General features: G+C 56.2%; 31 protein-coding genes and 4 pseudogenes. 15 read left to right on the top strand and 20 right to left on the bottom strand.

Annotated elements, in window-relative coordinates; all coding sequences use genetic code 11:
- Nucleotides 1–120: 120 nt before the first annotated feature.
- From ASD02_RS37835 to ASD02_RS33440, 3 genes are all read right to left on the bottom strand, one after another.
- Nucleotides 121–429: a DUF982 domain-containing protein gene (locus tag ASD02_RS37835; protein ID WP_082555702.1), complete on the bottom strand. Its 309-nt coding sequence runs from the start codon at nucleotides 427–429 to the stop codon at nucleotides 121–123.
- A gap of 483 nt (nucleotides 430–912) precedes the next feature.
- Entirely contained in the window at nucleotides 913–1,092 is a 180-nt protein-coding gene (locus ASD02_RS33445; protein ID WP_057221745.1) for a hypothetical protein, read from the bottom strand.
- Nucleotides 1,093–1,129: 37 nt separating this feature from the next.
- On the bottom strand, nucleotides 1,130–1,375 hold the full coding sequence (locus ASD02_RS33440) for a DUF982 domain-containing protein (protein ID WP_057221744.1): 246 nt from the start codon (nucleotides 1,373–1,375) through the stop codon (nucleotides 1,130–1,132).
- Nucleotides 1,376–2,403: 1,028 nt separating this feature from the next.
- Here ASD02_RS33440 and repA point away from each other — a divergent pair.
- Together repA and repB are read left to right on the top strand one after the other, a co-directional pair.
- Nucleotides 2,404–3,600, top strand: coding sequence for a plasmid partitioning protein RepA (repA, locus tag ASD02_RS33435; protein WP_057205266.1), 1,197 nt, complete (start codon nucleotides 2,404–2,406; stop codon nucleotides 3,598–3,600).
- A 3-nt stretch (nucleotides 3,601–3,603) separates the two neighbouring features.
- Nucleotides 3,604–4,626: a plasmid partitioning protein RepB gene (gene repB, locus ASD02_RS33430; RefSeq protein ID WP_057221743.1), complete on the top strand. Its 1,023-nt coding sequence runs from the start codon at nucleotides 3,604–3,606 to the stop codon at nucleotides 4,624–4,626.
- Between the two features lie 257 nt (nucleotides 4,627–4,883).
- Here repB and ASD02_RS37830 read toward each other — a convergent pair.
- A pseudogene (locus ASD02_RS37830) lies at nucleotides 4,884–5,272 on the bottom strand (hypothetical protein).
- A 609-nt stretch (nucleotides 5,273–5,881) separates the two neighbouring features.
- On the opposite strand from ASD02_RS37830, the gene ASD02_RS33425 reads away from it, so the two are divergent.
- Together ASD02_RS33425 and ASD02_RS40245 are read left to right on the top strand one after the other, a co-directional pair.
- Nucleotides 5,882–6,157 (top strand): type II toxin-antitoxin system ParD family antitoxin, encoded by a 276-nt coding sequence (locus tag ASD02_RS33425; protein WP_057221742.1) that lies wholly within the window; start codon nucleotides 5,882–5,884, stop codon nucleotides 6,155–6,157.
- Nucleotides 6,138–6,486 (top strand): annotated as a pseudogene (locus ASD02_RS40245) (type II toxin-antitoxin system RelE/ParE family toxin). The gene ASD02_RS33425 and the pseudogene ASD02_RS40245 overlap by 20 nt, the downstream one beginning before the upstream one ends.
- Here the strand turns inward: ASD02_RS40245 and ASD02_RS40240 are convergent.
- Both ASD02_RS40240 and ASD02_RS33415 read right to left on the bottom strand, forming a co-directional pair.
- Nucleotides 6,458–6,753 (bottom strand): annotated as a pseudogene (locus tag ASD02_RS40240) (hypothetical protein); the annotation flags it as partial. The pseudogenes ASD02_RS40245 and ASD02_RS40240 overlap by 29 nt on opposite strands.
- Nucleotides 6,754–6,890: 137 nt before the next feature.
- Nucleotides 6,891–7,496 (bottom strand): chloramphenicol phosphotransferase, encoded by a 606-nt coding sequence (locus ASD02_RS33415; protein ID WP_057221766.1) that lies wholly within the window; start codon nucleotides 7,494–7,496, stop codon nucleotides 6,891–6,893.
- 578 nt (nucleotides 7,497–8,074) lie between these two features.
- Here ASD02_RS33415 and ASD02_RS33410 point away from each other — a divergent pair.
- Complete coding sequence (locus ASD02_RS33410) at nucleotides 8,075–8,437, top strand: low affinity iron permease family protein (RefSeq protein WP_057205278.1); 363 nt, start codon at nucleotides 8,075–8,077, stop codon at nucleotides 8,435–8,437.
- A gap of 674 nt (nucleotides 8,438–9,111) precedes the next feature.
- On the opposite strand, the gene ASD02_RS33405 is transcribed toward ASD02_RS33410, so the two are convergent.
- A complete protein-coding gene (locus ASD02_RS33405; RefSeq protein ID WP_057247513.1) occupies nucleotides 9,112–9,312 on the bottom strand; it encodes a hypothetical protein in 201 nt (66 codons plus the stop codon).
- 1,154 nt (nucleotides 9,313–10,466) lie between these two features.
- On the opposite strand from ASD02_RS33405, the gene ASD02_RS33400 reads away from it, so the two are divergent.
- Nucleotides 10,467–11,393, top strand: coding sequence for an adenylate/guanylate cyclase domain-containing protein (locus tag ASD02_RS33400; RefSeq protein ID WP_057221741.1), 927 nt, complete (start codon nucleotides 10,467–10,469; stop codon nucleotides 11,391–11,393).
- A 383-nt stretch (nucleotides 11,394–11,776) separates the two neighbouring features.
- On the opposite strand, the gene ASD02_RS33395 is transcribed toward ASD02_RS33400, so the two are convergent.
- From ASD02_RS33395 to ASD02_RS33385, 3 genes are all read right to left on the bottom strand, one after another.
- Complete coding sequence (locus tag ASD02_RS33395; RefSeq protein ID WP_200951434.1) at nucleotides 11,777–12,115, bottom strand: helix-turn-helix transcriptional regulator; 339 nt, start codon at nucleotides 12,113–12,115, stop codon at nucleotides 11,777–11,779.
- A gap of 518 nt (nucleotides 12,116–12,633) precedes the next feature.
- On the bottom strand, nucleotides 12,634–12,903 hold the full coding sequence (locus tag ASD02_RS33390; RefSeq protein ID WP_057221740.1) for a hypothetical protein: 270 nt from the start codon (nucleotides 12,901–12,903) through the stop codon (nucleotides 12,634–12,636).
- Nucleotides 12,904–13,024: 121 nt separating this feature from the next.
- Nucleotides 13,025–13,228 carry a CsbD family protein gene (locus tag ASD02_RS33385; RefSeq protein ID WP_057205291.1) on the bottom strand — a complete coding sequence of 68 codons (204 nt, stop codon included), beginning with the start codon at nucleotides 13,226–13,228 and terminating at the stop codon, nucleotides 13,025–13,027.
- 377 nt (nucleotides 13,229–13,605) lie between these two features.
- On the opposite strand from ASD02_RS33385, the gene ASD02_RS33380 reads away from it, so the two are divergent.
- A complete protein-coding gene (locus tag ASD02_RS33380) occupies nucleotides 13,606–14,481 on the top strand; it encodes a DUF72 domain-containing protein (protein ID WP_057221739.1) in 876 nt (291 codons plus the stop codon).
- Nucleotides 14,482–14,621: 140 nt separating this feature from the next.
- Here the strand turns inward: ASD02_RS33380 and ASD02_RS33375 are convergent, their stop codons facing one another.
- A complete protein-coding gene (locus ASD02_RS33375) occupies nucleotides 14,622–14,936 on the bottom strand; it encodes a hypothetical protein (RefSeq protein WP_057221738.1) in 315 nt (104 codons plus the stop codon).
- Between the two features lie 700 nt (nucleotides 14,937–15,636).
- On the opposite strand from ASD02_RS33375, the gene ASD02_RS33365 reads away from it, so the two are divergent.
- Nucleotides 15,637–16,107, top strand: a complete 471-nt coding sequence (locus ASD02_RS33365; RefSeq protein WP_057221736.1) for a GNAT family N-acetyltransferase — start codon at nucleotides 15,637–15,639, stop codon at nucleotides 16,105–16,107.
- A gap of 84 nt (nucleotides 16,108–16,191) precedes the next feature.
- Here ASD02_RS33365 and ASD02_RS33360 read toward each other — a convergent pair whose 3' ends face one another.
- Both ASD02_RS33360 and ASD02_RS33355 read right to left on the bottom strand, forming a co-directional pair.
- Nucleotides 16,192–16,608, bottom strand: coding sequence for a GFA family protein (locus tag ASD02_RS33360; protein ID WP_057221765.1), 417 nt, complete (start codon nucleotides 16,606–16,608; stop codon nucleotides 16,192–16,194).
- Nucleotides 16,609–16,827: 219 nt separating this feature from the next.
- Nucleotides 16,828–17,031, bottom strand: coding sequence for a cold-shock protein (locus ASD02_RS33355; protein ID WP_057205306.1), 204 nt, complete (start codon nucleotides 17,029–17,031; stop codon nucleotides 16,828–16,830).
- 283 nt (nucleotides 17,032–17,314) lie between these two features.
- Between ASD02_RS33355 and ASD02_RS33350 the strand changes: the two genes are divergently transcribed.
- Complete coding sequence (locus tag ASD02_RS33350; protein WP_057221735.1) at nucleotides 17,315–17,617, top strand: hypothetical protein; 303 nt, start codon at nucleotides 17,315–17,317, stop codon at nucleotides 17,615–17,617.
- A 132-nt stretch (nucleotides 17,618–17,749) separates the two neighbouring features.
- Here ASD02_RS33350 and ASD02_RS33345 read toward each other — a convergent pair whose 3' ends face one another.
- Nucleotides 17,750–17,950: a hypothetical protein gene (locus tag ASD02_RS33345; RefSeq protein ID WP_057205314.1), complete on the bottom strand. Its 201-nt coding sequence runs from the start codon at nucleotides 17,948–17,950 to the stop codon at nucleotides 17,750–17,752.
- 568 nt (nucleotides 17,951–18,518) lie between these two features.
- Nucleotides 18,519–19,712, bottom strand: coding sequence for a Tet(A)/Tet(B)/Tet(C) family tetracycline efflux MFS transporter (tet, locus tag ASD02_RS33340; RefSeq protein WP_057221733.1), 1,194 nt, complete (start codon nucleotides 19,710–19,712; stop codon nucleotides 18,519–18,521).
- Between the two features lie 94 nt (nucleotides 19,713–19,806).
- On the opposite strand from tet, the gene tetR reads away from it, so the two are divergent.
- Nucleotides 19,807–20,445 (top strand): tetracycline resistance transcriptional repressor TetR, encoded by a 639-nt coding sequence (gene tetR / locus ASD02_RS33335; RefSeq protein WP_057221732.1) that lies wholly within the window; start codon nucleotides 19,807–19,809, stop codon nucleotides 20,443–20,445.
- Nucleotides 20,446–20,839: 394 nt separating this feature from the next.
- Entirely contained in the window at nucleotides 20,840–21,304 is a 465-nt protein-coding gene (locus ASD02_RS33330; RefSeq protein ID WP_057205321.1) for a YbhB/YbcL family Raf kinase inhibitor-like protein, read from the top strand.
- An 827-nt stretch (nucleotides 21,305–22,131) separates the two neighbouring features.
- On the opposite strand, the gene ASD02_RS33320 is transcribed toward ASD02_RS33330, so the two are convergent.
- Nucleotides 22,132–22,395: a hypothetical protein gene (locus ASD02_RS33320; RefSeq protein WP_057221731.1), complete on the bottom strand. Its 264-nt coding sequence runs from the start codon at nucleotides 22,393–22,395 to the stop codon at nucleotides 22,132–22,134.
- A gap of 115 nt (nucleotides 22,396–22,510) precedes the next feature.
- Nucleotides 22,511–22,771 carry a hypothetical protein gene (locus ASD02_RS33315; RefSeq protein ID WP_057205331.1) on the bottom strand — a complete coding sequence of 87 codons (261 nt, stop codon included), beginning with the start codon at nucleotides 22,769–22,771 and terminating at the stop codon, nucleotides 22,511–22,513.
- A 75-nt stretch (nucleotides 22,772–22,846) separates the two neighbouring features.
- Between ASD02_RS33315 and ASD02_RS33310 the strand changes: the two genes are divergently transcribed.
- The 4 genes and pseudogenes from ASD02_RS33310 to ASD02_RS40685 all read left to right on the top strand — a co-directional run bounded on the left by ASD02_RS33310 (nucleotide 22,847) and on the right by ASD02_RS40685 (nucleotide 23,849).
- Nucleotides 22,847–23,044: a lysozyme gene (locus tag ASD02_RS33310; RefSeq protein ID WP_057205334.1), complete on the top strand. Its 198-nt coding sequence runs from the start codon at nucleotides 22,847–22,849 to the stop codon at nucleotides 23,042–23,044.
- A gap of 31 nt (nucleotides 23,045–23,075) precedes the next feature.
- Complete coding sequence (locus tag ASD02_RS33305) at nucleotides 23,076–23,354, top strand: hypothetical protein (RefSeq protein ID WP_156408525.1); 279 nt, start codon at nucleotides 23,076–23,078, stop codon at nucleotides 23,352–23,354.
- Between the two features lie 2 nt (nucleotides 23,355–23,356).
- A complete protein-coding gene (locus ASD02_RS40235; protein ID WP_057205341.1) occupies nucleotides 23,357–23,584 on the top strand; it encodes a hypothetical protein in 228 nt (75 codons plus the stop codon).
- Nucleotides 23,530–23,849: pseudogene (locus tag ASD02_RS40685) on the top strand (DUF1515 family protein). The gene ASD02_RS40235 and the pseudogene ASD02_RS40685 overlap by 55 nt, the downstream one beginning before the upstream one ends.
- A 933-nt stretch (nucleotides 23,850–24,782) precedes the next feature.
- Here ASD02_RS40685 and ASD02_RS33295 read toward each other — a convergent pair.
- The 3 genes from ASD02_RS33295 to ASD02_RS38825 all read right to left on the bottom strand — a co-directional run bounded on the left by ASD02_RS33295 (nucleotide 24,783) and on the right by ASD02_RS38825 (nucleotide 26,015).
- Nucleotides 24,783–25,037, bottom strand: a complete 255-nt coding sequence (locus ASD02_RS33295; RefSeq protein WP_057205344.1) for a hypothetical protein — start codon at nucleotides 25,035–25,037, stop codon at nucleotides 24,783–24,785.
- Nucleotides 25,038–25,366: 329 nt separating this feature from the next.
- Nucleotides 25,367–25,567 (bottom strand): hypothetical protein, encoded by a 201-nt coding sequence (locus ASD02_RS33290; RefSeq protein ID WP_057205347.1) that lies wholly within the window; start codon nucleotides 25,565–25,567, stop codon nucleotides 25,367–25,369.
- A 241-nt stretch (nucleotides 25,568–25,808) separates the two neighbouring features.
- Nucleotides 25,809–26,015, bottom strand: a complete 207-nt coding sequence (locus tag ASD02_RS38825) for a hypothetical protein (protein ID WP_057224872.1) — start codon at nucleotides 26,013–26,015, stop codon at nucleotides 25,809–25,811.
- Nucleotides 26,016–26,076: the final 61 nt, after the last annotated feature.

The raw sequence follows: 26,076 nt of genomic DNA, 5'->3' as shown, positions 1-26,076 counted from the left end.
GCTCGATGCCGGCACTCCCATCCGATGAACGGCATATCAGCTAACAAAGAAAGGGCCCCACGTAGGGGCCAGGAGTGGATGAAGACTTTGTCTGTCCATTGGACGCTATTTTTGGCAGCACTAGGCCGCTCTTTGCGGACTGTCGTCATTGCGCTTCGATGTTCGCAGATGCTCGAACCTTCCGGTGGCCGGCATACCAGCTTCCAGGCATGCAGCAATAAATGCTTCTCGAGCCACCGCTATTGGTGTCGATCTATTGAGCGCGCCGCGGCAGGTCCTAATCGCCCGTTCGTAGTGTTGTCCACGTCGAAGTGGCCATTCATTCTCGAGAAAATCGAGTGCATCGTAGACCGAGGAGAATACTCGGCTCGTACCGTTTTGCAGCCGCACCAACAGCGGCACCGACCATGGCATCTCCGGAATGTGCATTGGTTCCTCCTTGACATTCTACCGGATGAAAAGAAGACGAAATCGATATTGGAAACGCACGTCGGCACTTCAAGGGTATGACAAGTCGAGGTCGAAAATTTCTCTTGCCGCTTGCCCGACACCCCTCTCGGCTCGAGTGGCTTCATCCCCTCTGCCATGGCATTCGCCTCTTCGCGCGAGTTGCCCGCGTCGCTGATGATCTGGAGCCTGACGCGTTGCGATCGGGGCCTGACGTGGTTTCAAGGCAAATCCGCACGAACAGCGGTCACCGCACCCTCGACACCCAGCATTAGCAACCAGGCGCCTACTGACTGCTAACGATATTACCGTAGTTGACGATGAAGCCGTAAATAGCGAAGGCACCGATCGCCACCCCGACAATCACCGCAAGCCCGCGACCCGCCAACAGTTTTCGTCTTTTCTGCCAGGGCATGTCTGCGGAGGTGGGAAGGTCTGTGGGTGTGTCGCGCGGATCCATCGCCCCTACTTGCTTTGATCAATCGCGTGAGGCGCTGGCTGGCCCTCTGGCTCAGCTGGCGTCCAGAACACGAAATATGCTCCGGCGATAATGAGCGCGAGCGCGAATATTGCCGCGACGAACGTTATCATGCCGGTTTTTGCCTGTTCTTCCGTGCTCTTCATGAAGCTACCAACTTCGTTCACTAGCGAATGTTCCGAAGCCCGGGGTTGCGAACTGCCCTCAGCGCAATTTTCTAACTCGCGCCTCGTCGATGGCCGCGATGAATGCAGACTGAGCCTGCTTCCAGGGGTATGTGCCGAACGCAGCGTCTGTGCAGCGATTAAGCGCCGTTCCATAGCGAAATCCGCACTGAACTGGCCAGCAATCGGTAAGGAGACGGGCTGCGTGCGCCGGGTCCCACACGATCTGAACGCCGTGTGGCTGCTGCAGCTCTACAGTGACGCATTCTTCCCAGGTTTCGCGCATGTTCGGCCTCCGGAACTCGTCTCCGACCAAACGTCAACAATTAGAGTCAGTTCCGGTGTGAAGGGGGATGCTGTGGTGTAGGTTCTGCTCCCCGTGAGCGCTCCCGATTGTCAACCTTCGGAACGATAAATGATGCCGGCGAGTTATTAGCGTTCTGGCCAATCCGAACGGGGAACGGACGGTTCCAAGCATATCGAGCGCGAACGCGGTTGAACGGCCATCCGCCTTCATGACCTGCGCTCCTGCCCCTGGGCCTGTTAACACCGCCTCAATTCCGGAGTTGTACATGTACAACAACCCGGGAATGACTTTTGCCCTGATAAAACTGGCGTAAACTGAGTTGCGGGACAAAACCGCGCGCAAACGCGCAGTTCTTGGGCCAACAATAGCGGTCCCAACCCTTTGTTATAATTGATACTTATACGTATACGGAAACTAATTGCACGTTACGTTCCGTCAGTCGGACGTTACGGCGGCCTTCGATTCATCCATTTTTTTGGCGCATCGAACGCTAGGACTCACTTTCTAACATACAAGAGGTGGCCACGCCACCCGTGAGCGGGTTTGCCTGCAACGACGAAACAAGCCTGCGAGCAATTGCCTGCGCTCAAAGGAAGGCTCCCTGGCAAACGCGGATCGCGCAAACTCGCATAACTGTTGGCAACGTAGGCTAGCCGCGCATGTTCCTTGGGCAACTCCGGTTGGATTTTGCGCCAGCTACTGAACAGAATGGGCATCCGCCGGGGCAAAAAATCAGGCAATGGACGCATCGAAGAAGTATTCGGCTCCAAACACCGACCCGCCTGCCGAACGCAACCTCGAGCGAAGCGAGCGGGCGCTGTCCATTCTGCTGCCGTCTGTTGTACACGTACAACTGCGCAGCCGTGACCCAAAGGAGATTGAGATAAGTTGTACATGCACAACGCAACCGAGAGGGTTGCAGCCCATGTTGGAATCGGGTTACTCCTGATCAGCGCATATTGCCGTCAAAACCGCAAATAAGCGCGGATAGGACAAAAGAGAAACCGATGCTCAACAAACCTCTGAAAGCCGCTGGTGGACTACGCTCCCTAATCGCTTCTGACGCAGAGGAATTGTCGCGTCAATTGCAGGCGCATCAGCAACGCACCTTCCCACCGACCGCACGCAAGACGATACGCAGCTTCACACCCGCCGAAGCCGCCGACTTCATCGGAATTCATCAAGGTTACCTCAGGCAGATTGTTTCGGAAGGGCATGGCCCAGAGCCGCTCCCCAACGGCAGACGGTTGTACAGCGTCGAAGATATTCAGGAGCTGCGCCGTCTGCTGGACGAGGGCGGAAAGGGACCTCGCCGCTATATCCGGCATCGCCAGGATGGCGAAAAGCTCCAGGTCATTTCCGTCATGAACTTCAAGGGTGGCTCGGGTAAGACGACCTCGTCTGCCCATCTCGCACAATTCCTTGCCCTTCGCGGCTACCGCGTACTTGCAATCGATCTCGACCCGCAGGCATCGCTATCCGCGCTCTTCGGTCATCAGCCAGAGCTCGACGTAGGCGAAAACGAGACGCTTTATGGCGCAATCCGCTACGATGAAGAGCGAAGAGACATAACCGAAATCGTTCGAGCGACATATACGCCCAATTTGCACATCATTCCGGGGAACCTGGAATTGATGGAATTCGAACACGAGACCCCCAAGGCTTTGATCGCTCGTGGTCGAAGCGATTCCATGTTCTTTGCCCGCATCGGCGAATGCCTGGCCGAAATCGAAAGCGCCTACGACATCGTCGTTATCGACTGCCCTCCCCAGCTTGGGTTCCTAACACTGTCGGCGCTCTGCGCGGCGACCTCGGTTCTCATCACGGTTCACCCGCAGATGCTCGACGTCATGTCCATGAGCCAGTTCCTGCACATGACAGGCGACCTACTCGAGGTCGTCGAGAACGCCGGCGGCACGATGGACTACGACTGGCTGCGTTACCTCGTGACGCGCTACGAGCCAAATGATGGCCCTCAGTCGCAAATGGCGGGCTTCATGCGCTCGATCTTCGGAAATCGCGTTCTCGAAAATGCGATGGTCAAGTCGACGGCGGTATCGGATGCCGGCCTTACCAAGCAGACGTTGTACGAAGTCGATCGAAACCAGTTTACCCGCGGCACATACGATCGTGCACTCGAGTCGCTGACGGCGGTAAACGCCGAAATCGAGGAACTCGTGAAGCAGACCTGGGGAAGGAAATAAGCGATGGCGCGCAAAAATGTCTTCGGAATAGAACAGGGGGATCTCCCCTCGTCGCTCGATGTGCAACATGAGCGCCCGCTTGCCGAATTGCGCCCTTTGGCGGGTTTTGAAAAGCCGTTGAAGCGCGCTTCACCGGTTGGCGCCATCTCGCAATCTCTGGGTGGCATCAACGAACGCGCGCAACGCGTCGAGGACCTTGAAAAGCAGTTGGCCAAGGGTCAGGCTGTCGTCGAACTGGACCCAGAGCTGATCGACGTTTCCTTCGTTTCGGATCGGTTGGGCGTTAGCCAGGACGATCAGGATCTCCTGGAGGCTCAGATTCGCGAGCATGGCCAGCAGGTCCCAATCCTCGTCAGGCCGCACCCGACAAGCGATGGCCGTTATCAGGTTGCATACGGCCATAGGCGCCTAGCGGCCGTTCGTCAGATCGGCGGTACGATCAAGGCTGTTGTCAGGGATCTGAGCGACGAGCAACTGGTCGTCAGCCAGGGACAAGAGAACAACGCGCGCACCGATCTTTCCTTCATCGAGCGGTCCTTTTTCGCTTCGCGCCTTGAGCAACGCGAGTTCAGCAGGGACGTCATCATGTCGGCCCTGGGCGTCGACAAGGCAGCGCTCTCACGCATGATCGCCCTCGTCACACGGCTACCGGGCACCCTCATCGAGGCAGTAGGGCCAGCTCCGGGGTTCGGCCGTACCCGTTGGGCCGATATTGCGGATCTGATGGAAGATAAGCCAAAGCACCAGGCAGCGTTGAAGCTGATCGAAGAGCCAGCTTTCAAAAACTTCTCGTCAGATGACCGCTTTCTCGCCGTGTACAACTGCCTGAAGCAGGTGCCAGAGCCGGCTAGAAAATCGGTGTGGAAAGACGGTTCGGGCGAGAAGGCCGTGCGGGTTTCGGAAAATGGCGAGCGCCTGAGCATCGTATTCGACAAGCGCGTAGCAGCCGACTTCGGTTCATTCGTCGAGCATAAGCTCGATGAGTTGTACGCGGAGTTCCAGCAAAGTCAGGCTTCAGGAGGCTGATGGATAAAGAAAAAGGCCCCAAACGTTTCCGTCGTGGAGCCCTTCTCGATCTGTAGCAAGGTGAGATTCGCATTTCCACGAGATTCAGTCAAGAGTCTTCAGCATCCCTTTGATGCCTGAATTCGTTGAATCGTGCTCTGTCGCCTCACAAAAATGCGGCTTTCGCATCGATTGGTCGCGCCTTCACGTTCTTGACGGGCACCCCGGCAATGGTCAGCAGGGGTGTCCGCTCACGGTCGTTGCCAATGTTCAACGCTCTAAGGCAGCAGTGATCTGACAGTCCGAGCAGCGGTCGCCCCACTGATAGTTGTGCCGAAATGGCAGTAGCAGATCACCTCGTGCAATTGCTCGGCACTCACTTCGAAAAAGCGCCTTGCTTCGCCGAAGGTATCGTTTTTCAACCCGGCCGAGCGCAAAACGGGGTCTTCGGACGCAACCGAGATGGCGAGTTATCGCAACGAATTTTGTCGCGCAGACGAGACGGCTGATACTCGATTTCGGACGGCGTGGAGAGTAGCTGCTGCGGCTTCTGCTCAAGAAGTCCCGCCCAGCGCTCCAAGCGGTCGTTGCGAGAAAGGGTCATTTGCTGCAGGCCCTGCTCGACCTGCGCTACTGCGGATAATTGTTCGCGTGTTTGGTGCCTCATGTTCGCCTCCATTCAGACGATCAAACCGGCGCCAGCGACGCGGCCGATGCGGGCTGGCCAACGGAAATAATCCATTTCAGTTCGTTTCAGATCGAAAGTGAGACGGCAATTATGAGGCGAGTAAAGACTTGCACATGAATGAGGGAACCTTACTGGCAATTAACTTCCGTTTGGGGAATTTGCGGTGATACTTCAGTGGGTTTATGCTTCTTCCGATTTCAACTGAAGCGCCATGCTGAAAACCCACGTTTCATACCCGGAGCAGGGGAGGGGCAAAGCCCCGTGTGGGGCGGTCGCGGCGGTGCATATTTGCGGCTCATTTCGACCGAAGCGTGCACTAGATGCTTTTGCACATAACGATTGTCGACCCCGTCGAAGACGCTAGACCCGCGCGCCGCGAATGGCCAAGGAATTTAAATCCTCGTTCGACCTCGGCCGGGCCGCCACCCGCGACGGCGGCAATCGCGGTTCGCTCGACTAGGTGCGCCACCTCCTTGCCATTGAGGCGATCCCAACCGACATCCCTGATTTTGCCGCCCTAACGGGTCATCTCGTCAGATTGATAAATGTGCTACTGAGTACCAAGTTAAGCTCAAAGGAGTTGAACCGATGAGTGTCAAATCGTCGATCTCGCTGACAGACCAGCAGGATGCGTTTGCCCGTTCGTTGGTTGAGAGCGGCCGGTATTCCAGCATGAGTTCCGTTCTTCAGCAAGGCCTCGAACTGCTTCGGCAAAAGACGGAAACTGAGGCCGTTGAAACGGCAGCGCTTCGGGAATTGGTCCAGCGGCGATTGAACGGACCGATGATTTCTGCGACGGAAATGGAAAGCCGCGTCGCGGCAATGATTGAGCGGAAGCGACGGGTTGTTCGCGTGGGCTCTTGAATATTCTGAGGATGCCGAACGCGATTTCGAGTTGATCTTCGATCATCTGTTCGACGCCTATGTCGAACTGGGGACCCGCCTGGCGAGGCTGTGGAACGTACGCTGAACGGATCGGCAATTTGCGTGTCGAAATCGATCGCCTCGACGATACGCCCTATATCGGGACTCTGCGGCCCGATATTCATCCCGAGATGCGGGTTCTTCGGCGGGACAACACGGCTATTTGGTTTCTACCGGTAGAACATAGCCGCACAATTATTATCGCGGCTGTCTTCTACGGTGCGCAGGACCGCATCAGAACTATGCTCGCACATATGCTGGCGGGATAAGGTCCGTAAGCCCCGCGGCCTTCGTCACATTGAACCTAAATCCGTCGCGTCGGAGCTGGGATTTGCTCGCATGGCCGATCTGCTTTTGCACATGACGCTCATCGACCTCGCCGAGGGGGACCAGGCCGCGCGCAGCGAATGACCGGAGAATTTGGCCGCAGGCTCGTTCCCACTGAGGTCGCCATGCAGGCCGGCGGCCAGGGCCGCGGACTTGACAAGGCGGGCGACCGCCTTGTCATCGAGGCGCTCCAGCCCAACGTCTTTGCCGCTTGGTGACGCGGCGGAATAACTTGGCCATCGCCGCGGCTATCGAAGCCTCCGTGGCTTCAGGTGGTCCAAAGCAGAGACTTATGCACACATGTCGGGACTGGTCGTGGACAATACCGGGAGAACCAATCCTAATTCTAGGTAACGAAACCTGTCGTTCGAGGTGGGCCAAAATCACCGGCAATCACTCGGATAACATGTTGCTGGATAGCAGCTGCACTGGCCCTCGCTGATTTCGAAGTGACGTCCAAATCCGAGGCAAACGGGTGTTGGGGATCGAAGACCCGAGCTTTTCTGCTTCTCTGTCTGGAGGCTCTTGCGTCAATCGACTTTAGTCGCTCACGACGTGTGGGAGTGGAAACACGGCGCGCCAACTCGTCCTCATCGCAAAGCAATCTTATGGGAATGAGCGGCGCCGCACTTTGCTGCGCCGCGCCGGCTATCTGTTCAAACGTGCGAATACTGCCTTGATTGCCTTCGACAAGGGCCTGCGTGAAGATGAAGCTTGCCGAAGTGGGGCTGTAGGCCACAATCGCGTCCAGAACTACCTGTCGGATTCTTCCAGTGTATTCCGATATCCCGTTCGGGAGGGGCGTAATTCCGTCATCGTCCAGGAGGCGGAATATCGGATTGTTGAACCAATGGTTATCGATGACTTTTGCAGAAACGAGGGTGCTTAGTTCATTTGCAATTGTCAGCTTCCCGACGCCAGGGAAGCCCATTAGCAAAACGAAAACGCGCATATTAGCATCAGCCTCATAACGGTGTTCCACGACAACAATAGGTAATTTCAAGAGCACCGCAATCTCGTCCGCGCCATCAAACATGCCCCAGTTACAATTTTTTTGCCGCAGCTAGAACGGAAGCATCTCACAGCCCCGATTGAACAATTGGACACTGAAAATAGGCAGTGGTGACCTAACCCGGGCTCCGTCTCATTGCGGCTGAGCAGAGACAACCTACGCAGATCGTAGCGGTGCGGCGGCGCTCACCAAACAGCAGACCCAACGCGGCCTGAATTCTGGTCGCATGGATCACGCTCAGTTGACGTACAGTGCCTTGACCGATTGCAATCTGGGCGCGATCGCAGCAACGTCGGCGGCTGCAGTCCAGTATGACTTGACCGCAGGCTCGTTGAATTCGAAAAGCTTTGATCGTCGCGCGCAGCGTCGCCAATCCAGCGCGATTGCGACACATGAAGCACCAACTTTTGGCCAATAGAGCCACTTTCTCTGCGCCCCTGCGAGGCAGCATCTCGGTCGGAACAAAGATCTATCTAAGCCGTTGAAATGATGGAAACTACAACAACGGATGAGCAGCAATGGAAAACTTGTTCACGCGCTTCGCCAACACGATTGCCCATTGGGCTGGGAAGCCTGTTATCTTCGTCGCGGCCGTGCTTTTAATTGCTGCGTGGGCTGTAAGCGGGCCCTTTTTCGGGTTCTCCGAAAACTGGCAGCTTGTTATCAATACGGGCACTACCATCATTACGTTTCTGATGGTGTTCGTACTGCAGAACACGCAAAATCGCGACAATGAAGCAATTCAAGCGAAGCTAGATGAACTCATTCTCACGAGCCAAAATGCTGAGAACCGGTTCATAGGTATCGAGAAAAAAGCAGAGCGGGAAATCAGCGATGTAATTGCCGAGGTTGAAACTGCAGCTTGCCGATCCGCCTCCTAATGATGGCGGAAGGAAGCGCCGGGTAGCCGGCCAATGGTTCAGGCGCCGTCATTTGCAGGCTGGTCTCTCATAACGCGATGGCCGTTGCGTCGACCAACTGAATATAGAACCAGCGGCCCAAGTTAAACGTCCGCGCCGGACCCTCGTCTAACGATTTGCGGGGCGATGCTTCGCCCGCAGTTTCGGCACCATCTCGGCAGATGCCCCCTACTGAAGATCGACACCAGGGCGCTGGTCGTTCCCCTCATCGCTGATTTTATGAAAGTGCCCGGAAGAGACGCGCGTTCATGTGCTTGCCCGGTTCCGCGCATGATGAACTGAAAGGTAAGACATCTATTACCGTTGCCGGGGCACTTGACCAAATGGACGTGCCATTCGTGGTCGGGTGGACTTGGACTTACGCGCCTTCGAGCATTGGAGCGGGTGACCTCGAGGGGACAAGCGTCCCGACGACCCGCTCGAGGCGCCCTTATTCAACGAGGGAAACACGCGTAAATAAGAGAGCTTGTTCGTCTCCGCCCGAAACGCTTTGCACGCGATTGTTCTCGCCAATCGTCAGATTTAGCTGTATATTTAGGCATTGCTGATATTGCTGCGGCCTTCTTAGCCACAGAACTTCCAAAGAAGGCCGCTCTTTTTCACGTGTCCCGGCGGGGAGTCGGCTACGCTCTCAGTTAGCTCGCCATCAGCTTCAGCGCAGCCTGATCGTGAATGCCGCTTTGAAAAAGGCTGATCAGCCGCGCTGCGAGCGCGATTGCTTCGTCGCTATCAAAGGCGAGGTTCCTTTCCTGAACCATTTCGCGGAAGACGCCGTCTATTTTCTCGAAATCGTCAGGCGTTATCATCTCTGTGCGAGATCCAAGCGCTTTGCTCATAGCCCTAATCCCAGCCGGCCCAGGGCTGAATAGGCCCACGTTAGCCCACTTCGAGTATGCGCCGGCGCAGGCGGGATTCAACTGTGAAATTGCGGGGGAGATCCAGACGGTCTTTGGGGTAGAGGGTAGCCAGACCGTCCGGACTCCGCGTTGGGTTGCCTCCACATTTCGCCAACGCTTATGCAATTAAAACGCGGGTCAGAAGGCATTGTTCCGTTTGCTAATGTATGGTGACTGTGGTGAGCGAGGCGTCCCCTAATGGGTTATGGTTAAAGTATCCGCCCACGGTTTTCGACAAGGCCTGCTTTACAACGGCATTGAAGACGTTGCGAGGCCAGCCGCACAAGCTGTGCGGCCCCGATCAGCCTCGTATGCCATTTGAGCCCATGCCCGAGCTTGTCGAGCCCTGCCTCGCTGTGTCTGCCAAAAGGGTTCCGGACGCTGCCGATTAGGCATTCGAAATCAAGTGGGATGGATACCGCCTGGGCGACACATATCGAAGTGAACCGTGCCATCCTTACCCGTGGCGGCCGCGACTGACGAGAGACGGCGGCAAAGGCACTGGCCCCACGGCCATGATCCTCGGCGGCGAGGCCGTTGTACTCGACGGGGCCGGCCGCTCGAACTTCGGGATGCTACAGGAGCGCCGCGCGGCCGGTAGAACTTGCTGGGCTAGTCATTCTCGATGGCGGCTGGATAACGAGCCCCCTATCATCTGCTACCATGGGGAGGGTGTTCAGACACTGTCGGCCCTGCAGCACTCGGTAACATCAGGCGGTGAGGCAATAGGGGGTCAATTTCTCATTTCGCCTCACACCTCATTCCAGGATCGTCGTTGCGAGCTCAAAAAAATAGGCCCCGGGGCAGGGACCTTGGAGAGATGTACATTCGTGGGTGTTTGCATAACTGCCGTGCGGGTTAAATGTTCCGCCGCCGCTGCGAGCGTCTGTCCGTCGTTGGCATCCGCGCTGCTAAGCCTGCGCAGCTAATCAATAGAGCGTCGTTTGAACAAGCGGTAATCGAAAGATGCGATGTCTGGATATCGCTACACAGCCTTGGTTTGCGCTCCGCTCAAAGAGGGAACAAACGCACATTCTCATCAGTTGAAGATAATAGACTCATAGGAAAAAAAGGCGTTGGATCGGACCGCTCGCATGGAAGCACCGCCACTTGAGAGAAAGCTCGCAGCCATTCTGGCGGCCGATGTTGAGGGATATTCCCGACTGATGAACGCTGATGAAGAACAGACGCTGGCGACGCTGACGTCACATCGCGCTGTGGTTGATGGGCTCATTGAAAAAGCTCACGGTCAAATATTTGGAACGGCTGGCGACAGTGTATTGGCTGAGTTTCCCTCGATCCTCCATGCTTTCAATTGTGCTGTAGCCATTCAGCAAGCGATGTGGCGCGCCAACCAAGATCTCGCAGACGATCGAAAGATGAACTTTCGCATCGGAATAAACATAGGCGACGTTCTGGTGAAAGATGGCGACATCTTCGGCGACGGCGTCAATATCGCCGCCCGCCTGGAGAGCCTCGCGGACGTGGGCGGTATCTGCGTTACAAGGGGTGTACGCGATCACCTGCGTGATCGCGTCGATGCTACCTTCGAGGATATGGGAGAACACCGGATCAAAAACATTGCCCGCCCTCTCCGCATCTTTCGCGTTATATTCGACCGGCAAGGAGAGCCAAGTTTTAATTGGGAGCCGCTTCCCCCAGCGACGCCGGAGGGCTTCTCTTCCGTTGAACAAGCATTCTCCCAGGACAACGACAGCAATGATGAGGCGCGCAGCGTAGAGATCGCCTTTTGGGCATCGGTGCAGGAGAGTGATGATCCAGCCGAGTATCTTCTTTATCTGCAGCGGTTCCCGAACGGCCAGTTCGCTGAACTGGCAAGCGCTCGCGTCGAACAGGGTGGATCTGGGGAACCCGACCCCGGTATCGAAGTCTCCTTCTGGGAAACCGTGCGCGACAGTGGCAATGCGGAAATGATCAAAGCTTATTTGACCAAATATCCGCGTGGCCAATTCATCGATCTCGCCAAGATTATGCTGGCTGAAACGCAGCGAAATTCATAGCGACTCAGAACTTCAACCTCGAGGCGGCAAATGCGTCTTGTCCTCGAGGTTGCCGAATGCTGCAAGGCGGACATCGACCACGTCGCGTCCAGTTCGAATAACGGTGGCGACCGCTGGACGGCTCAGGAACGGGAAAACGGGAACGAAGACACGTCCGACGCGTTAAATCCCAGGGAGTTTGCATCCTCGATTATTGTGATCGATGGCGACAGGACACTCCCAGGAGGCTTCAAATGGATATCACCACCTTGCTCATCATTGTTCTCATTGTTCTCGTCCTAACCGGTGGCTTTTACGGACGCGGGCGCTGGTATTAAAGCTTTGCGAACCTAGTGCAGCGAGGCGGCATGCGGAAGAAACCGCTGAGCGGGGTAGGCCGCGTTTCAGTTCCGTTCGGCCAGGATCTTCTGCATTCGGGCTAATTTGCTTTCTGCAATCTCAAGTCGCTGAAGCAAAACGTTCGGTCGTTCGACGCCGTCGTCTTGAGGAAAATCGCCGATGATTTCCATTGGGTGAGCATCCAATACGGTGCAGACTTGAATGAGAGTTGGCACCGAGATGCGGTTCGTGCCGCGCTCATACTTCTGAAGCTGCTGGAACGTCAGGCCAACAGCAGAAGCGACCCTCTGCTGGGAAAGCCCCCGTGTCTGACGAACTGCTCTGAGCCGCTCACCGATCTGCTGGGACAACCCCATTGACGTTTCGGTCAATATCTTACCCACGTGCGCGCCCTCCCTTGGGACCCGGCCCATATGATAGCATACATCTTGGCCCGCAACTCATAGTTCTGCAGGAATGCCACCGAGGCTCGCAATGATCGGCAACGGGGCGGCCATATCTTTGAGTTTAACTACACCTGCCATTTCCGGTCGAGGTTTGCTGTAATCAGCTCTGTCGTTCAAAGGTAGTTGAGGGTATCCGCCTTGGCCAACCCGATCAACCGCTCGTGGACGTCGACCGGAGAAACTGGCACACGACAGTCGAGGCTGCGCGGCGGCAATCAAGGTGAGACGTATTGACGGCGGCCTGGCGCAAAAGCGGGGAATGCGCCCGAGGGCCTAGACGACGATATTGACGAGCGCGGCACCGTGCTCAAAAAACGAGAGAATCTGAGCGCTGGCAGCTGCTGGCAAGGAAATCGGCGGTTGTGTCGGCCGACTTCTTCAATCTTCCGAAAGCGGTTGACCCGGGATCAGGGATCCGATGCCCTTGGCTTCGTACTCGCTCTATGCGCTTCGCATTATGCACGACGGTCTAACGGATCATGCCTGGCTACATCAGCCAGAACCTTAAGACTATCGCCTTCCAGCTGTTGGCACAGCGTTTCGTAATCCTCTAACATCTTTGGATCTGGCTTGCGCTGCCCGCGCACCTCATCGCGGCTCAAAACCGCGATACCGTAAGCTTCCATCAGATCATTAAAAGCTGGAAAGTTGGCGTCGGAAATCTGCTTGCTATGTTGCGGCCACCGGATCATCAGGCGGGCTCGCCCAACGTTCTGGAAATCCATCATCTGCTCCCTAATGGAACGCAAGAGACCGTCGCGTTGCTTGGCCGGAGCCTGGTGCGTTCGACATCGTGTGGGCGAACTAGACATAGAAATGCCCCGCCAAGGCGGGGCAGGTCAAGGATCACCAATCCTGACGTCCATACCAATTGTCTATGTCTTGGCGGACCCGGTCTTTTTCGAGACCGTAGCGTTCTTGAATCTTGCCCTCAAGCTGGTCGCGCTTGCCGGCGATTTGATCAAGGTCGTCATCTGTCAACTTGCCCCACTGTTCTTTTACCTTTCCCTTAAACTGTTTCCAATTCCCCTCGACGCGATCCCAGTCCATTTGTGGTTCCTCCAGTTGCTGCACGATTGGAAAACGCTTGCTTTCGGTTTTTGTTCGCACGGGTCGGCAAATAAACATCAGGACTGTGCGACGGATGCATTCGTTCATGGACCGACGGCGCCCGATCTTGCCCAGCAATCGCGGCAGCCTTGTTCGACGCCCGGCCAAATTTGAGTTGGTTCTCGAAGTCGCTGCTCGAGGCCATTGAATGTCGGAAGCGGCGTGACACGGCAGGGGCGCTCGGCTGCGCTCATCGTGTGCCAACGGCAACGACGCCGATGCGCGCAGCTGCGTCGCTCTGCCAAGAAGCAACTCTGCGAACTGGCGGAACAAACACCGCACTCGAGAATTGCCATCTGAGAACGTGGAGTTATTCGGTGGCGGAACGCTCTCCTGAAGAAATTGAGAAACGGCGAACACGGCGTGCGGAGCGTAGGCAAAAGCAGCGGATTGCCAATGTCGAGCGCGCGAAGAAAATGCATTCGGCCCGTCTTGCTAGGGAGGGTAATGCCGGCTCTGATTCCGTTCAGCCCCCATTGAACGGCCTCCATATCGGTTGCTCCGGCTGGTATTACTGGCACTGGAAAGGGAAGCTTTATCCGGCGGATGCACCTTCGAAAGAATGGTTCTCCATTTACGCTCAGGAATTCGACACGGTCGAGCTCAACGCGCCGTTCTATTCCTGGCCCACACTTGCGACAGTCAGGACCTGGCTGCGCCAAGCGAATCCCAAGTTCATTTACACGGTAAAGGTCTGCGAGCTCATCACCCACGTAAAGCGGTTTGATGATACCCGCATCTTAATTGCGGACTTCGCTTACATTGCCGATCTGCTCGGCCCACAGATGGGCTGCCTTCTTTTTCAGCTGCCTCCCAGCGTTCGCTACTCCCCCGAGATGTTACGCACCATTATTGATCAGCTCGATCCCCGGCAGAGAAACGTTCTGGAATTCCGCCACAAGAGCTGGTGGAACGCCGAGGTTTTCAGCGCTTTCCGAAACGCGGGGATTATCTTTTGCTCCTGCAGCGGCCCTCGATTGCCCGACGAACTCGTGCAAACCACCAATGATATTTATATACGGTTTCATGGAGTCAAACAGTGGTACCGCCATGACTATAGTGACGCTGAATTGGCGGTATGGGCTGAACGCATCCGACAAAGCAACGCGAAAACTGTTTGGGCCTATTTCAACAACGATCGCGATGGCCACGCTATCAAGAATGCAAAGCGGCTATTGGAACTGCTGCAGTGATAGACGAGACACGGTTTGACGCTGGCGCCCGCCGTGCACTGGAATAGAGATATCTCAATGGAAATCGGCGGGGCACGCAGGCTAGGCGTGCCGCGCCAATTCTCATCGAGCGCCAGCAGTTTCTTCATCGCTCGAGTTGCTCAGTGATGGGTATGCTGCTCGTTGCGCTTGCGGGTCGCAGCCGCTTTTTTAGCGGACGCTGAACGCGCTTCCTTTGATCTTGCAGCCGAGGCTTTGCCGCCTTTTCTACCGCCCTTTTCTGACGAGGCATGACTTTCCTCGTGACCGCGACCAGAACCGGACTTGTTGCCGCCGCCACTTTCCTTGTTGACAGTAGCCCAGGCCCGCCGTTCCGCTTCGTCCTTCGAAACACCGCGGTCCTCATAGCCTTCCTCGATATGCTCAGCCTTGCGCTTTTGCTTGTCGGTATAAGCGGATTTGTCGCCGCTAGGCATCAGATTTCTCCTTCTCCGGTTTCGTTCTTTTCCTCGAACTGCGAACGGCCGTTAAGGTTCCCTCTCGCCGTCCTCCGAAGGGTCATGTTACCTATTGGCCGGGTTGGGGAAGCGCAGCTAGCTACGATTTCCAGTTTTTGGACTGGCTTATTACGAGCATCAATGTGTCGAGTCTTGATCGCATCGTAAAGTTCGTGCGCACGCCCAATGCCAAGATCGTAGACGGCAGCGAACTCGTGGAGGGTATAGATGTCGCGAGCCTGCGGCAAAGCTGATGTATCCGTCTGGGCTATCGTTCTCATTCCCGAAGAACACCGAAAACGGATGGAAGTTCCACTGGTTCGGCTCGTAGAAATCAGGGCATACCCGGTGGGATCGCTTACTTTCAGCCGCCGCGTCGATACCGTTCTTGCCTGCGGATGGCAGATTGGTACCGGCGGCGGCTTGCTGTCCGCGCAAGAATCCATTTAAGTGTGCTTTCCCCAAAGAGCAACCAGAGGAGGCGGCCCAATGCTTAAATCAAACAAAACAACAGCGCTCGCTGGTTCCGAGCTAGGCTCATTGCACTAGGCTTCTCAAAGCGAGCACATCATCTGCACCGCGTATTTGGCAAAGCCCCGAAACCGAGGCTGACGGCTGCGCGTGTTCAATCCTCTCGATATCTTGGCGCTGTTGTAGGCGCCGCAGAGAAAGTGCTTTCATGCAAGACTCTAACCCTATTCAAGTCACAACCTCGATCGTCACCGTTGAAAGGATCAAGCCGGAAGATCACACCTGCGTGCTGGCCTTACAGCCGCATTCTCACCAACTTTCCTATGTGGCAAGCAACGCCGCTTCGTTGGAAGAAGCCAACGAAAACCCCGCTTGCACGTCGTTCGTCATCCGGGCACATGGTGAGCCGGTCGGGTTTGCCATGCACGCCCTGGATGAAGTCGACGGCAATTACTGGGTCTATCGCCTCATGATCGACGCGCGTTTTCAGGGTATGGGATACGGCCGTGCTGCCCTGTCCAGAATCATCCAAAAGCTCGCGGAGTTGCCTGACTGCTCATGCATTGTTCTCGGTGTAAAACCCGAAAACGAGCGCGCACGTCGTCTCTACGAGAACGCCGGTTTTCAGATCACCGGGGAAATCATCGATGGCGAAATCGTAATGCGTTATGATTTCTAAATCGCAAGGCTTGGGCGCGCATATGCTCGCCCAAGCCTCGTTCCATCAGCAGCCGCGAGAGAACGCTTCCAATTGGCCAGATCCTTAGAGTTGGTTGATCTCCCTGTCCCTTGGATAGCCCACGGCTTTATCTCGTTGGCGCGTATAGGTGTCGTATCGTGGAAGGATGTCCGACAGCTGGAACCAGGCAAACTTCATGCACCAGTATCCATGCGCGCGAGGCTCAAATCTCACAGGATTGTCCATAAACCCATTCGTCAGCCAAATCTCATCTTTGAGTCCGTCGTCTGCATACGAGATGGACGTCCCGCAATCGGCGCAAAACGATCTCTCAACGCCAGGTGTTTTGGAGAAGGTGGTGGGAACACCGCTGGCGAACCTAACCTGGTGCCGCCGATACCCAATCCAAACGGCTAGCGGACTTCCAATTGCTTTTCTACAATCGTCATCGTGGTCGTAGTTTATCCGACATGGCTCGCCCACAATCTCGGCGGTGATCATAATCACGCCAAGAACCGTGACGCCGACCGCTGCCAAACCGTTTCTGTTGGCGGGCCACGCATAGCCATGGCCAAGGCGCCATGTTCAGGAAGCTAAGCGTCACCGGCAGCACAGCAGTAAGCGAGACCGCGAGGCGCCAGCGCCGTACGGAATCGCGAACCTCGCCGAGCTGTTAGTGCTGTCAGACGCTTAAGAAAGTTACGCTGGCTACTAGATGGTTCAAAGCGGGTTTACGTTCTCCGCCTTCGACTTTCCGGTCTTTCGGTCCTGACCCAGTTCATAGCTGACTTTCTGGCCTTCACGCAGCAGGTCGCCCGTTGCGAGCGCCGAAACATGCACGAAAACATCCGTGCCGCCGTTGTCAGGCGCGATGAAACCAAATCCTTTGTCTTGATTGAAAAATTTAACAGTACCGGTTGGCATGAAATGTCCTTTTGAATGGTTCAACTTGCTCGGTACAATCTTACCGCTGAAGGAGGAAGGCGGCAATGCTGCTACTACCCTGGCGCAACAATCACGGTTTGATTCCCATAACAGGGCGGTACGATCTCTGAAGAAGGGTTGCTCGGTCTCGAGTTGTCTTTGTCAAGCCGCCGCCTTCAGAAAAGAGCTGTATTTTCATAAAATTACCATTCCCGTTTTCACCGGATTGGAGGATCGGAGGGCTAGGAAAGGTCAGTGACACTATCTTGGGAAAGAACCAACTATGCAACCGACCCATGATGTGGATGTCTGCGTAGACGAAGCCATGGGGTGGCTCGCTCAAAGGCTGACAACACTGCTCCACGCGAATTACGGCGGTAAAACGATCTTCGACATGCTGGTCATTGAGGCGACCCCCTGTTTCCCTGCGCTGAAGCAAGCAGATATACGTTGTGTGGTCCACTACCTCATCGAGGACCGCCTCGACCGCCTTATCGCGTCAAATCGCTGTTCGCCGCTCAAGTTCGGGGCCAGAATCATTCCGTTCCCGCCCACACGTGAGCGAAATCACCGGAGTACAGGCTAAAATCTGAGCGTAGCAAGGAGGGCAGGTCATCTTCTGGTGCGTACGCACCACCGCCTGGGCTTCCTGTGGGGCCTGCCTCAACATAACTCCAACACTCACATGGCGATTGTTCGTATGTTCTAAGCGCGTTGGCTAGTGGCCCGAGTTGGCGGGGACTCCAAGTTCCTTCATTTTCCGGTCGAGTTCAGCTTTTTGGGGACCGAATTTGACGAAGATCTCACGGGCGGCGAGCGGTGTCAGGTGATAGGCAGCGATGAACTCTTCCAGATCGTAGCGATCGGACCAGGGACCGACGAGCTTGCTATTTTGATGGCTGGTATTATCACCTCGCATCATGGGTCTCCCAATTCGGGCGCACTCGGAATCGGCAGACAATCCGCTCTTCATCCTAAGCGCGGTTAGCCTTCAATCACGGTGAGAAAACGTCCTAGCAAAGGCTGAGACCAGAGTGCGCGATTTGATTACCTTCGTTAACACAGATAATCGTACATAGTTCCGATATTGCTAATATAAACGCCCAGCTCGCTCAGATTGCTGCGTTGTGCCCAGACAATGGACGCTCCAGGCCCTAGTGAATTGATCCGAGCTCTTTTGGGACTTCTCACGTTACCGACGTTCGGGTCTTCAGGATGCTGACTGCTTCATCTGGCCACTCGAACCTGGCCGATCACAAGCGCTTGTAGGGGATTGTTGACGACCGCTACAGCCTAGAAACACGTCAGACGGGCCTATCGGGCTGGCCACCCTGATGCGTTGCACGGCGGCCAGCGGCTCAATATCCTCGAGGGCCTTTTTGCATGCTCACAAAACGCCGCGACGGGCGCCCTTCCACGACCGGGTGGAGGTTTTTGCGCAGTCGCAATACTCCATTGTCGCGCTAATTCGAGATGCGTCGCTGGCCTCATGCTCGTTGCCGCCCGTCGGCCCATATTCCGCGACGAAGCGCGGGCAGGCAGGCAAGATATAACGTGGCGCCTGCAACCCACGCCCATCCATTCCACGTTGAGGTCGAGGCCGCGTAGATCGATGTGAAGATTAAGGGTCCAACGATCGAGGTCAGGCTCGTCAAGGCGGCGAGCGATCCTTGAAGCTGTCCCTGATGCTCCCCGTCTACTTGCTTTGACAACATGGCCTGAAGCGCGGGCATTCCTATTCCCCCGGCAGCGAGCAGGATCATGATCGGGAACACCATCCACCCTCGTGTGGTCATAGCGAGCAGGATGTAGCCTATGCCGTCAGCAAATACAGAGACCATGAACGCCCGTCTTTCGCCGAAACGAGCAACGAAGGGGCCGGTAATCGTAACCTGCGCGATTGAATGAATAGTCCCGAATACCGCAAGCGAAACGCCAATCATCGTCGCATCCCAGTGAAAACGATCCTCGCTGAAGATGACCCAAAGCGCGGCGGGCACTTGTCCGACGAGTTGCGCCACGAAGAACACGGCCATGAGGGCAGTAACTGCCCTCATGCCTCGCGCCCAGCGAAAGCAGGTGAGCGGGTTAAGAGACTTCAAGCGAATCGGCCGGCGTTTGGCTGTATGGGATTCTGGCAACAGGAAGCAGCCCATCAGGAAGTTGAGCCCGTTCAGGGCTGCCGCTGTGAAGAACGGCGCATGCGGGGAGACGCCTCCCATCAATCCGCCTAACACAGGTCCCGCGATCATACCGATCCCGAAGCAGGCGCTCATAAAGCCGAAGTGCCGCGCGCGCTCATCCCCATCGGTGATGTCGGCAATGTAGGCTCCGGCCACCGCGCCGGTTGCGCCGGTGATGCCAGATAAGATGCGTCCGATGTAGAGAATCCACAGGACCGGTGCCATAGCCATGAAGGTGTAATCGATTGTTGCTCCGGCAAGTGAGACGAGCAACACAGGACGGCGGCCGAAACGATCCGACAGAGCGCCAAGTAGGGGTGCCCAGGTAAATTGCATCACTGCGTAGAGCGCTAGGAGAATGCCATAATGGGCGGCAACCGCACTTGATTGGCAGACATGGCGCAGAAGACCCGGCAACACGGGCATAATCAGGCCGACGCCGGCAGCATCGAGCGCAACGGTGCCCAATATGATGGCAAGGGCTTTATTGGATTTCATGTCGGGATTTCCGGGCCGCGGCCTCGATCGAAGGGAAATTATTTATCAATGATAAGGATTTGCAAAGTAATTTATCGATGATAAGGCGTCAAGCATGACAAAATTGCGGAAGGACGCGATAATCCGTACTGCCCTTGATCTCCTAAACGAGGTCGGCGTCGACAACCTTACGACACGGAAGCTGGCGGAGCGCCTGGGCGTTCAGCAGCCCGCGCTCTACTGGCACTTCAAGAATAAGCGCGCACTGCTCGACGCGCTGTCCGACGCCATGTTGGCAGAAAATCACGCACACTCGGCGCCGAAGGAGAAAGACGACTGGCGTTCGTTCTTGGTTGGCAACGCACGTAGCTTCCGGCTGGCGCTACTGGCTTATCGCGACGGCGCGCGCATTCATGCCGGCACCCGGCCAAGCGCGCCGCTATTGGGAGCGGCCGAGGCGCAACTTCGCCTCCTGTGCGACGCCGGCTTCTCGGCCAGCGATGCGGCCCATGCCTTGATGACGATCAGTTACTTCACCGTTGGGGCGGTTTTGGAGCAACAGGCCAGGGGGAAGGACGATGGCGAGCGTGACGGCGTCATCAGTTCGATGGCGATGTATCCGCTGCTTCGGTCAGCGATAGACATCCTCGACGAGGCAGGCCCTGACGCAGCGTTCGATCATGGCCTGGCAGTGATTCTGGATGGATTGGAGAAAAAATCCCTGCCGCCGGGGAATAAGAACGTTCACCGATGATCGGGCCGGAAGTTCGCGCAACGCCCAAGTGCATAATCTGTCGAACGGAAATTGGTGCGGAACGCCACCGGCCCCTCAGGGAGACCTTCACCAGGTTCGGACTGAATAGTCTGATTATGCCGAAGCCCGGAAGACGCCCATTGGCGGCATTCCGATTGTTCCATCTGTTGGGGCGATCATGTGCCTACCGAGTAAACTGATGGCGGCGCCAATCACATTAGCGCACTCAAGGTAAAAATCTTTCTTGTTTACAGGTTACCGGACCATCGCCGCTCGAACTAGCGGCCGCGCCAGATGTTGCCAGAATCGCAGCCGGCGGAGTTGGAACCATGGAGGAAGTCTGAGGTTTGGGGGAAGCCGCCCTAATGGAGCCTCAAGCCACCGGAGATTTCAGATGACCATGACACTGATAAGCCCCGCTTTTGCGGACGGCGAGTTGATACCTGAAACATATACGCGTTTGGGTGAAAACATTATGCCAGCGCTCAAGTGGACCGGCGCTCCCGAGGATGTCAAAAGCTTCGCGTTGATCGTCGAAGATCCGGACGCCCCACGAGGCGTGTTCCGGCACTGCGGTGTTTTCAACATACCCCGCGACTGGAGTGAACTACCGCAAAGTTCCGACACCGCACCTGGCGGTGGCCCGAGTTTTTGTCGAAATGATTTCGGCAATTCCCGTTATGATGGTCCCGAGCCCCCAAAGGGTCACGGCCCCCACCGCTACAGGTTCTGCCTCGCGGCTCTCGAAGTTCCAAGTTTGGCAGTGCCTGCCGTGGCGGGTATCGAGGCGATGTGGATCATGGCTCAAAAACACGTCCTTTCCCAAGCAACTCTGACCGGTACCTACGAACAGGCGTGAGCAAGGCCCTCAGAACATGCTGGAAGAAAATGAGCTCAACGACGCACTGGTCCTGGATGGACACGACGCGAACTATTTCGCCAGTGTCCGCATTCGCCTCTCGGTATTGCTCAGCCGTTGAGTCTCACAGCCCGTTTCAGATGGGTTCTGAGCAGAGCCCGCAGTAGCACACCCACCGAAACTGTGACCAGCATCGTCAGCGACGGCAGCCACCATATCGCGCAGCCTACCGTCCGTGCTGGCACAATGTTGGCGGATAAATTGGAGGCGCTGAAAAGCTCGGCTTGCGCTCCGCCTGAAGCGGGGCATACAATGCGAGTGTCTGTGAATTCGAACGCTCAGACGGGGCCTCTTGTCCTATTCGTAGGAGAAGGGGCCTTTTACGTCTCAGCGCTCTCGTCACAACCTGCGCCGCGTGCTTCGAACAGGATCTCTCAGTATGAAGATTGCCAGCTAGTTCGAATCCGTATGCGACTTCGAAGAAGGCCACTTTCATGGGATGTGGCAGACAGGGAGTTGTTGACCGGATCGGCGTGGATCTCAGTCAGACGCCGGGTTACCTCCTCTTCGATCCCTCTGCTTGCCACCTCGTACTCGAATAGAAGACTTTGGTCTGGCTGCTCTGGCTCTCGCAGTTCGGCCAACCGTTCGGCTGCGAGTGCATACGCCTCAAAAAGGTCATTCAGCTCCGCCGAACGGGTCCCAATTTCGAGCGCGCGTCGAAACTTCGGCAGTCTCGCCCACAGACGACGACGTCCTAGTTCGCTAAGTTTCTGCATTTTCCTCTCCCTTTCGGTGCAATCTAAGATGGCGCCACCAAGGAAGGGTTAAACCGAAATTTCAATTGCGAGAGATCTTGCCATCAAGCCGACAGGGCAAGGTGAATATGCGCAAGCAACAGAACGGCTGGCGGCCTGCCGCCACCTCGCGTTCTTTCCGCCATTCATCATGGCAACAGCGTCGGCCTCCCTTGCGCGGCACATGGTCTCGTATTCGGCCAGCAGCTCAGCTCGAACAGGATATTCCTTGCGTATATCGTCGATCATCAAAACCGACGCGGCATAGAACTCGCAGAGATTGAGGAATACCACGGTGTGGATCGACTGTAGCTTTTCACGATAGGCTGGGAGAGCGAGCCGGAGCCGTGCTCTTCCTACACATGGCCAGCCCTGATCTGGCGATTCCCATCAAGGACATTGCTATAAACTACCGCCAGATCTTGCTCGCGTTAAATGTTCGCAGCAGTCGATCGACCTCGCTTTCGATTTCAGTGCAGACGGCTTCCAAACCGTCGAGATCGACGGGGTCATGACTGACCGCAGCGGTCAATTCATCTATAGCCATGGCGGCGAGGGCGTATTCTTCACATAACGCACGAAAGGCCCGGCTCTGCTGCGCATCAATCAACGCTCGCAACGCTGGAAGCTTCAATTTCAGACGGGATCTACCGATCCTTTCAAGGTTCATAACGGTCTCTCCTGACCGTGCCTTCCCGCCTATCAACTATCGCATGTTTCCCTGAAAACAAAAGAGGTTAACACCATGAACCGACGCATCAAGGCGGCGGGCCTTGCGCTCGTCAAGCAGTGGGAAGGCCTGAAGACGAAGGCCTATCGCGACGTAGGCGGAATTTGGACCATCGGATATGGCCACACCAGCGCGGCAGAGGTGAGGCCCACGATGGTGATCACCGAGGCACGCGCCGAAGAGATCCTGCGCGCCGGCCTCGCCCATGTTTGAGGAGCGAGTTGCGCGCCTCGTCAAGGTACCGTTGACCGGCAATCAGCACGCCGTGCTCGTGTCCTCTGATTTCAACACAGGCTCGCTCGGCAAGTCGACGCTGCTGAAGAAACTGGACAAAGGCGACCACGACGCCGTGCCGGCCGAGCAGATGAAGTGGGTGAAGGGTCTCGTCAACCGGCGGGCGGCTGAGGCTGGTCTTTGGGCTAAGGGAGAGTTCGTCTCCAGGAGGATGGCGCACGATCAGTCACCAACGCATTCGAGAGGCAAAGCAATGCGGCGGCACATTCCGCGGTCGATGCCGCTCTGACTATGACACTTGTCCTGACGGGCTGTGGGACTTCGCAGCCAGCAAGTGTCGACGGCCTGCGGCGGGTCGTCGGAACTGACCTGGTCAGCGCGCGCGGGGCGACGCCGGCAGATCAGCGAATGGTAGACCGGACCGTCGTCGGCCTTTGCGCCGGCGGCGTCTGGACCAATGCGGAATGCGTGAGGCATGGGAAGGCAAGATTCGATCAGACATTAGAGGAGGGGCAGTAAGATCTGAAGACAAGGCTGCAGCGAGCCGGGCCGGCGTTCACACCCGTATGGATCAGCTGGTCGACCGGGTCGGTGATGTCGAGGCGTCGGTAGCGTCGATCGGCGCGGACGCGCGGAGATGAAACCGGTCACCGATGACGTAAAGCGCTGGAAGCTGATGGGCATCGGCGCACTCGGGGTCGCCGGCATTGCAGCGATGGCGCTTGGCGTGAGTTTTGCCGAAGCCATTCGACGCATCGTGTTGGTGATCATTGGGAAGGTTTGACAACAACGGAGTGCAGGCAAATTGTCTCGCATCAGAGCGAATGCGGGTGTATCCTTGAGGTGTTGAAGGCAATTCCCATTGCGGCTTCCGAGGCCCTCCGCTCGGCGGCCGCATTTTCTTTGCGATCGCCTTACGCAAGTTGCCGGATAATAATTCTTGCGACCCCACCTGAGATGTCTCTCTGATTATAGGGACGGGTGATTGTCCTCCGCATCAATCCGGTTCGGCGAATATTTTCTGCATCCGCGCCAGCTTGCTTTGTAGAATCTTCAGCTTGCTTTCTGCGGCGTCAATTGCAGCAAAGCGTTTACTCTCTTGTTCCCTCCATCTTGCGGACCTTCACCGATGATATCCATTGGGTGTGCGTCCAACACCTCGCAAATTTGCATCAGCACTGGAATGGAGACGCGATTTGTCCCATTTTCGTATTTCTGAACCTGCTGAAAACGACAGGCCGATCAAGCTTCCGAGTTTCCCTTGGGAATACCCTCGCATCATACGCATGGCTCTGATGCGCTGGCCCATCTGCCTGGAAAGCGCTTTCCCCGCATCTGCCGTCGTCCGACCCATATGTATCCCCCTGTCGCTAGCACCTGTGTGTGTAATATGCGCAGCCGCTGGCGCATGGGAATTCTCACATATGAGAGTTGAGAAAGTGCAGTAAGCAGCTTGAACTGAAATAGGTTCCTGCGGAAGGGGTCGTGAGAGTGGGACAGTGCTGCGGGACTGCTGGCGTAATACGCACCAGGCAACTGGCTTCTCACAACTTTTGCCGTCCGCTGGATTTCAACCCTTCATAAGCTTTCGGTGAAGCTTGGCTGATAGATGCGGTATTCCGCTACACCTAAAATCGTTATAAAGTTAGGTACTGGGTACGCATAGATTGCGGCCTCCACAGCGGGGGCCGCTTTTTTGAGGGGCGAGGGCGCTGCGTTATCCGCGCATGAGCTTTCGGGCGGCGGCAGCTCTGCTTTTGCGGCGGCCGCTATGGATGTCCACCATCAAGCTGTAGAGCCATCGGCGCGTATCGGCTTTTGGTGCGATCTGGTCGAGGTCGTTAATCGCGAGTTCGAGCGTGTCCTCGACGAGCTCATCGGCCAGTTTTTGCGACGAACGCAACGAATGAGCCCATGCTCGAAGCTCCGGCACCATTTCGGCCACGGTGGTCGCCCGTGTTTCGATTTTCATGGCTTGTCACTCCGTAGAATTGTACGGGCAACGGTCACACCAGCGGGATGTTCCGAATATACCTACAAGTAGCTAGCGAACCTGGTGAAGAGCATCCTGATCGCCGGTTATCTTTGTTTCGAACCGAGGAATCGTGCAGTTTCAGTCTTTCGTCCTTGCGTTGATTCCAGCGGATTGAGGAATTCGGAACTAGATGCGATGCAGGTGCTGGAAGGACGGCTTCGGGTGGATAAGCTTGCCGACGGGCGGGTGTTTGCACACAGCCTCAACCAACTACTCGGACACGGGTGAAACCCGCTTTTTTCTGTCAAATGGTCCGGTAGCCACAGTCAACTAGCCATCAACTTCAGCGCATCATGATCGTGGATGCCGCTTTGAAAAAGACCGATCAGACGCGCCGCGAGCTCAATAGCTTCCTCGCTATCAACGGCGAGGTGCCTTTCCTGGACGATTTCCCGGAAAACACATTCTATCTGCTTGAAGTCGTCAGGCGTAATTATCTCGCTGCGAGATCCAACCACTTTGCTCATCGCCCTAATCCCAGCCGGCCCGGGGCGGAACAGGCCGACGTTAGCCCCGCGTTAAGTATGCGCCGTCGCCGGGGGGTTTCAACTCCGGAATTTCGGGGGAGATCCGCACGCCGTGGGCGGCCGTCGTCTGTGAGCCGTAGTTTGTGTTCCAGGCGGCCGCCGGAGAGGAAGGTAGCGACCGCCTGGCTGTCTAGAGGGGCGGAGAGGAACTGTCGAGAGGTCGGTTTGTTCCCAATTAGTCTTAATGCCCAAGATTAGATTTTCCTGCTGCTCTTAGCTCGGCGACCTTGCGATCGAGGTCGATTTTGTACGGTCCGAATTTCTCGAACAGTTCGCGTGCGACAAGGGGGGTGAGCCGGTGCGCGCTGATGAATTCTTCCAGGTCATAGCGCGTGTTCCAGCCGCGAACCACCTTGCTATATTGTTGTCTGGTGTCTTCATGTTGCATGGCTGTAGTCTCGACGTTGGGGTTTCGCAGCACGTAACCGGACTGCTTGATCAGCAAAAAT

It is taken from the genome of Ensifer sp. Root1252 (assembly GCF_001425885.1).
Classification (GTDB): Bacteria; Pseudomonadota; Alphaproteobacteria; order Rhizobiales; family Rhizobiaceae; genus Ensifer; species Ensifer canadensis.
The sequence above is the reverse complement of the archived record's forward strand: the minus strand, read 5'-3'. Positions and strand labels throughout refer to the sequence as shown.

What these genes read in the sequence shown, in the direction of transcription:
- ASD02_RS37835 (WP_082555702.1), bottom strand. Translation starts at nt 429, where the DNA reads ATGCACATTCCGGAGATGCCATGGTCGGTGCCGCTGTTGGTGCGGCTG.
- ASD02_RS33440 (WP_057221744.1), bottom strand. Translation starts at nt 1,375, where the DNA reads ATGCGCGAAACCTGGGAAGAATGCGTCACTGTAGAGCTGCAGCAGCCA.
- repA (WP_057205266.1), top strand. Translation starts at nt 2,404, where the DNA reads ATGCTCAACAAACCTCTGAAAGCCGCTGGTGGACTACGCTCCCTAATC.
- repB (WP_057221743.1), top strand. Translation starts at nt 3,604, where the DNA reads ATGGCGCGCAAAAATGTCTTCGGAATAGAACAGGGGGATCTCCCCTCG.
- ASD02_RS33425 (WP_057221742.1), top strand. Translation starts at nt 5,882, where the DNA reads ATGAGTGTCAAATCGTCGATCTCGCTGACAGACCAGCAGGATGCGTTT.
- ASD02_RS33415 (WP_057221766.1), bottom strand. Translation starts at nt 7,496, where the DNA reads ATGCGCGTTTTCGTTTTGCTAATGGGCTTCCCTGGCGTCGGGAAGCTG.
- ASD02_RS33410 (WP_057205278.1), top strand. Translation starts at nt 8,075, where the DNA reads ATGGAAAACTTGTTCACGCGCTTCGCCAACACGATTGCCCATTGGGCT.
- ASD02_RS33405 (WP_057247513.1), bottom strand. Translation starts at nt 9,312, where the DNA reads ATGAGCAAAGCGCTTGGATCTCGCACAGAGATGATAACGCCTGACGAT.
- ASD02_RS33400 (WP_057221741.1), top strand. Translation starts at nt 10,467, where the DNA reads ATGGAAGCACCGCCACTTGAGAGAAAGCTCGCAGCCATTCTGGCGGCC.
- ASD02_RS33390 (WP_057221740.1), bottom strand. Translation starts at nt 12,903, where the DNA reads ATGGATTTCCAGAACGTTGGGCGAGCCCGCCTGATGATCCGGTGGCCG.
- ASD02_RS33385 (WP_057205291.1), bottom strand. Translation starts at nt 13,228, where the DNA reads ATGGACTGGGATCGCGTCGAGGGGAATTGGAAACAGTTTAAGGGAAAG.
- ASD02_RS33375 (WP_057221738.1), bottom strand. Translation starts at nt 14,936, where the DNA reads ATGCCTAGCGGCGACAAATCCGCTTATACCGACAAGCAAAAGCGCAAG.
- ASD02_RS33365 (WP_057221736.1), top strand. Translation starts at nt 15,637, where the DNA reads ATGCAAGACTCTAACCCTATTCAAGTCACAACCTCGATCGTCACCGTT.
- ASD02_RS33360 (WP_057221765.1), bottom strand. Translation starts at nt 16,608, where the DNA reads ATGATCACCGCCGAGATTGTGGGCGAGCCATGTCGGATAAACTACGAC.
- ASD02_RS33355 (WP_057205306.1), bottom strand. Translation starts at nt 17,031, where the DNA reads ATGCCAACCGGTACTGTTAAATTTTTCAATCAAGACAAAGGATTTGGT.
- ASD02_RS33350 (WP_057221735.1), top strand. Translation starts at nt 17,315, where the DNA reads ATGCAACCGACCCATGATGTGGATGTCTGCGTAGACGAAGCCATGGGG.
- ASD02_RS33345 (WP_057205314.1), bottom strand. Translation starts at nt 17,950, where the DNA reads ATGCGAGGTGATAATACCAGCCATCAAAATAGCAAGCTCGTCGGTCCC.
- tet (WP_057221733.1), bottom strand. Translation starts at nt 19,712, where the DNA reads ATGAAATCCAATAAAGCCCTTGCCATCATATTGGGCACCGTTGCGCTC.
- tetR (WP_057221732.1), top strand. Translation starts at nt 19,807, where the DNA reads ATGACAAAATTGCGGAAGGACGCGATAATCCGTACTGCCCTTGATCTC.
- ASD02_RS33330 (WP_057205321.1), top strand. Translation starts at nt 20,840, where the DNA reads ATGACCATGACACTGATAAGCCCCGCTTTTGCGGACGGCGAGTTGATA.
- ASD02_RS33315 (WP_057205331.1), bottom strand. Translation starts at nt 22,771, where the DNA reads ATGAACCTTGAAAGGATCGGTAGATCCCGTCTGAAATTGAAGCTTCCA.
- ASD02_RS33310 (WP_057205334.1), top strand. Translation starts at nt 22,847, where the DNA reads ATGAACCGACGCATCAAGGCGGCGGGCCTTGCGCTCGTCAAGCAGTGG.
- ASD02_RS40235 (WP_057205341.1), top strand. Translation starts at nt 23,357, where the DNA reads ATGACACTTGTCCTGACGGGCTGTGGGACTTCGCAGCCAGCAAGTGTC.
- ASD02_RS33295 (WP_057205344.1), bottom strand. Translation starts at nt 25,037, where the DNA reads ATGAAAATCGAAACACGGGCGACCACCGTGGCCGAAATGGTGCCGGAG.
- ASD02_RS33290 (WP_057205347.1), bottom strand. Translation starts at nt 25,567, where the DNA reads ATGAGCAAAGTGGTTGGATCTCGCAGCGAGATAATTACGCCTGACGAC.
- ASD02_RS38825 (WP_057224872.1), bottom strand. Translation starts at nt 26,015, where the DNA reads ATGCAACATGAAGACACCAGACAACAATATAGCAAGGTGGTTCGCGGC.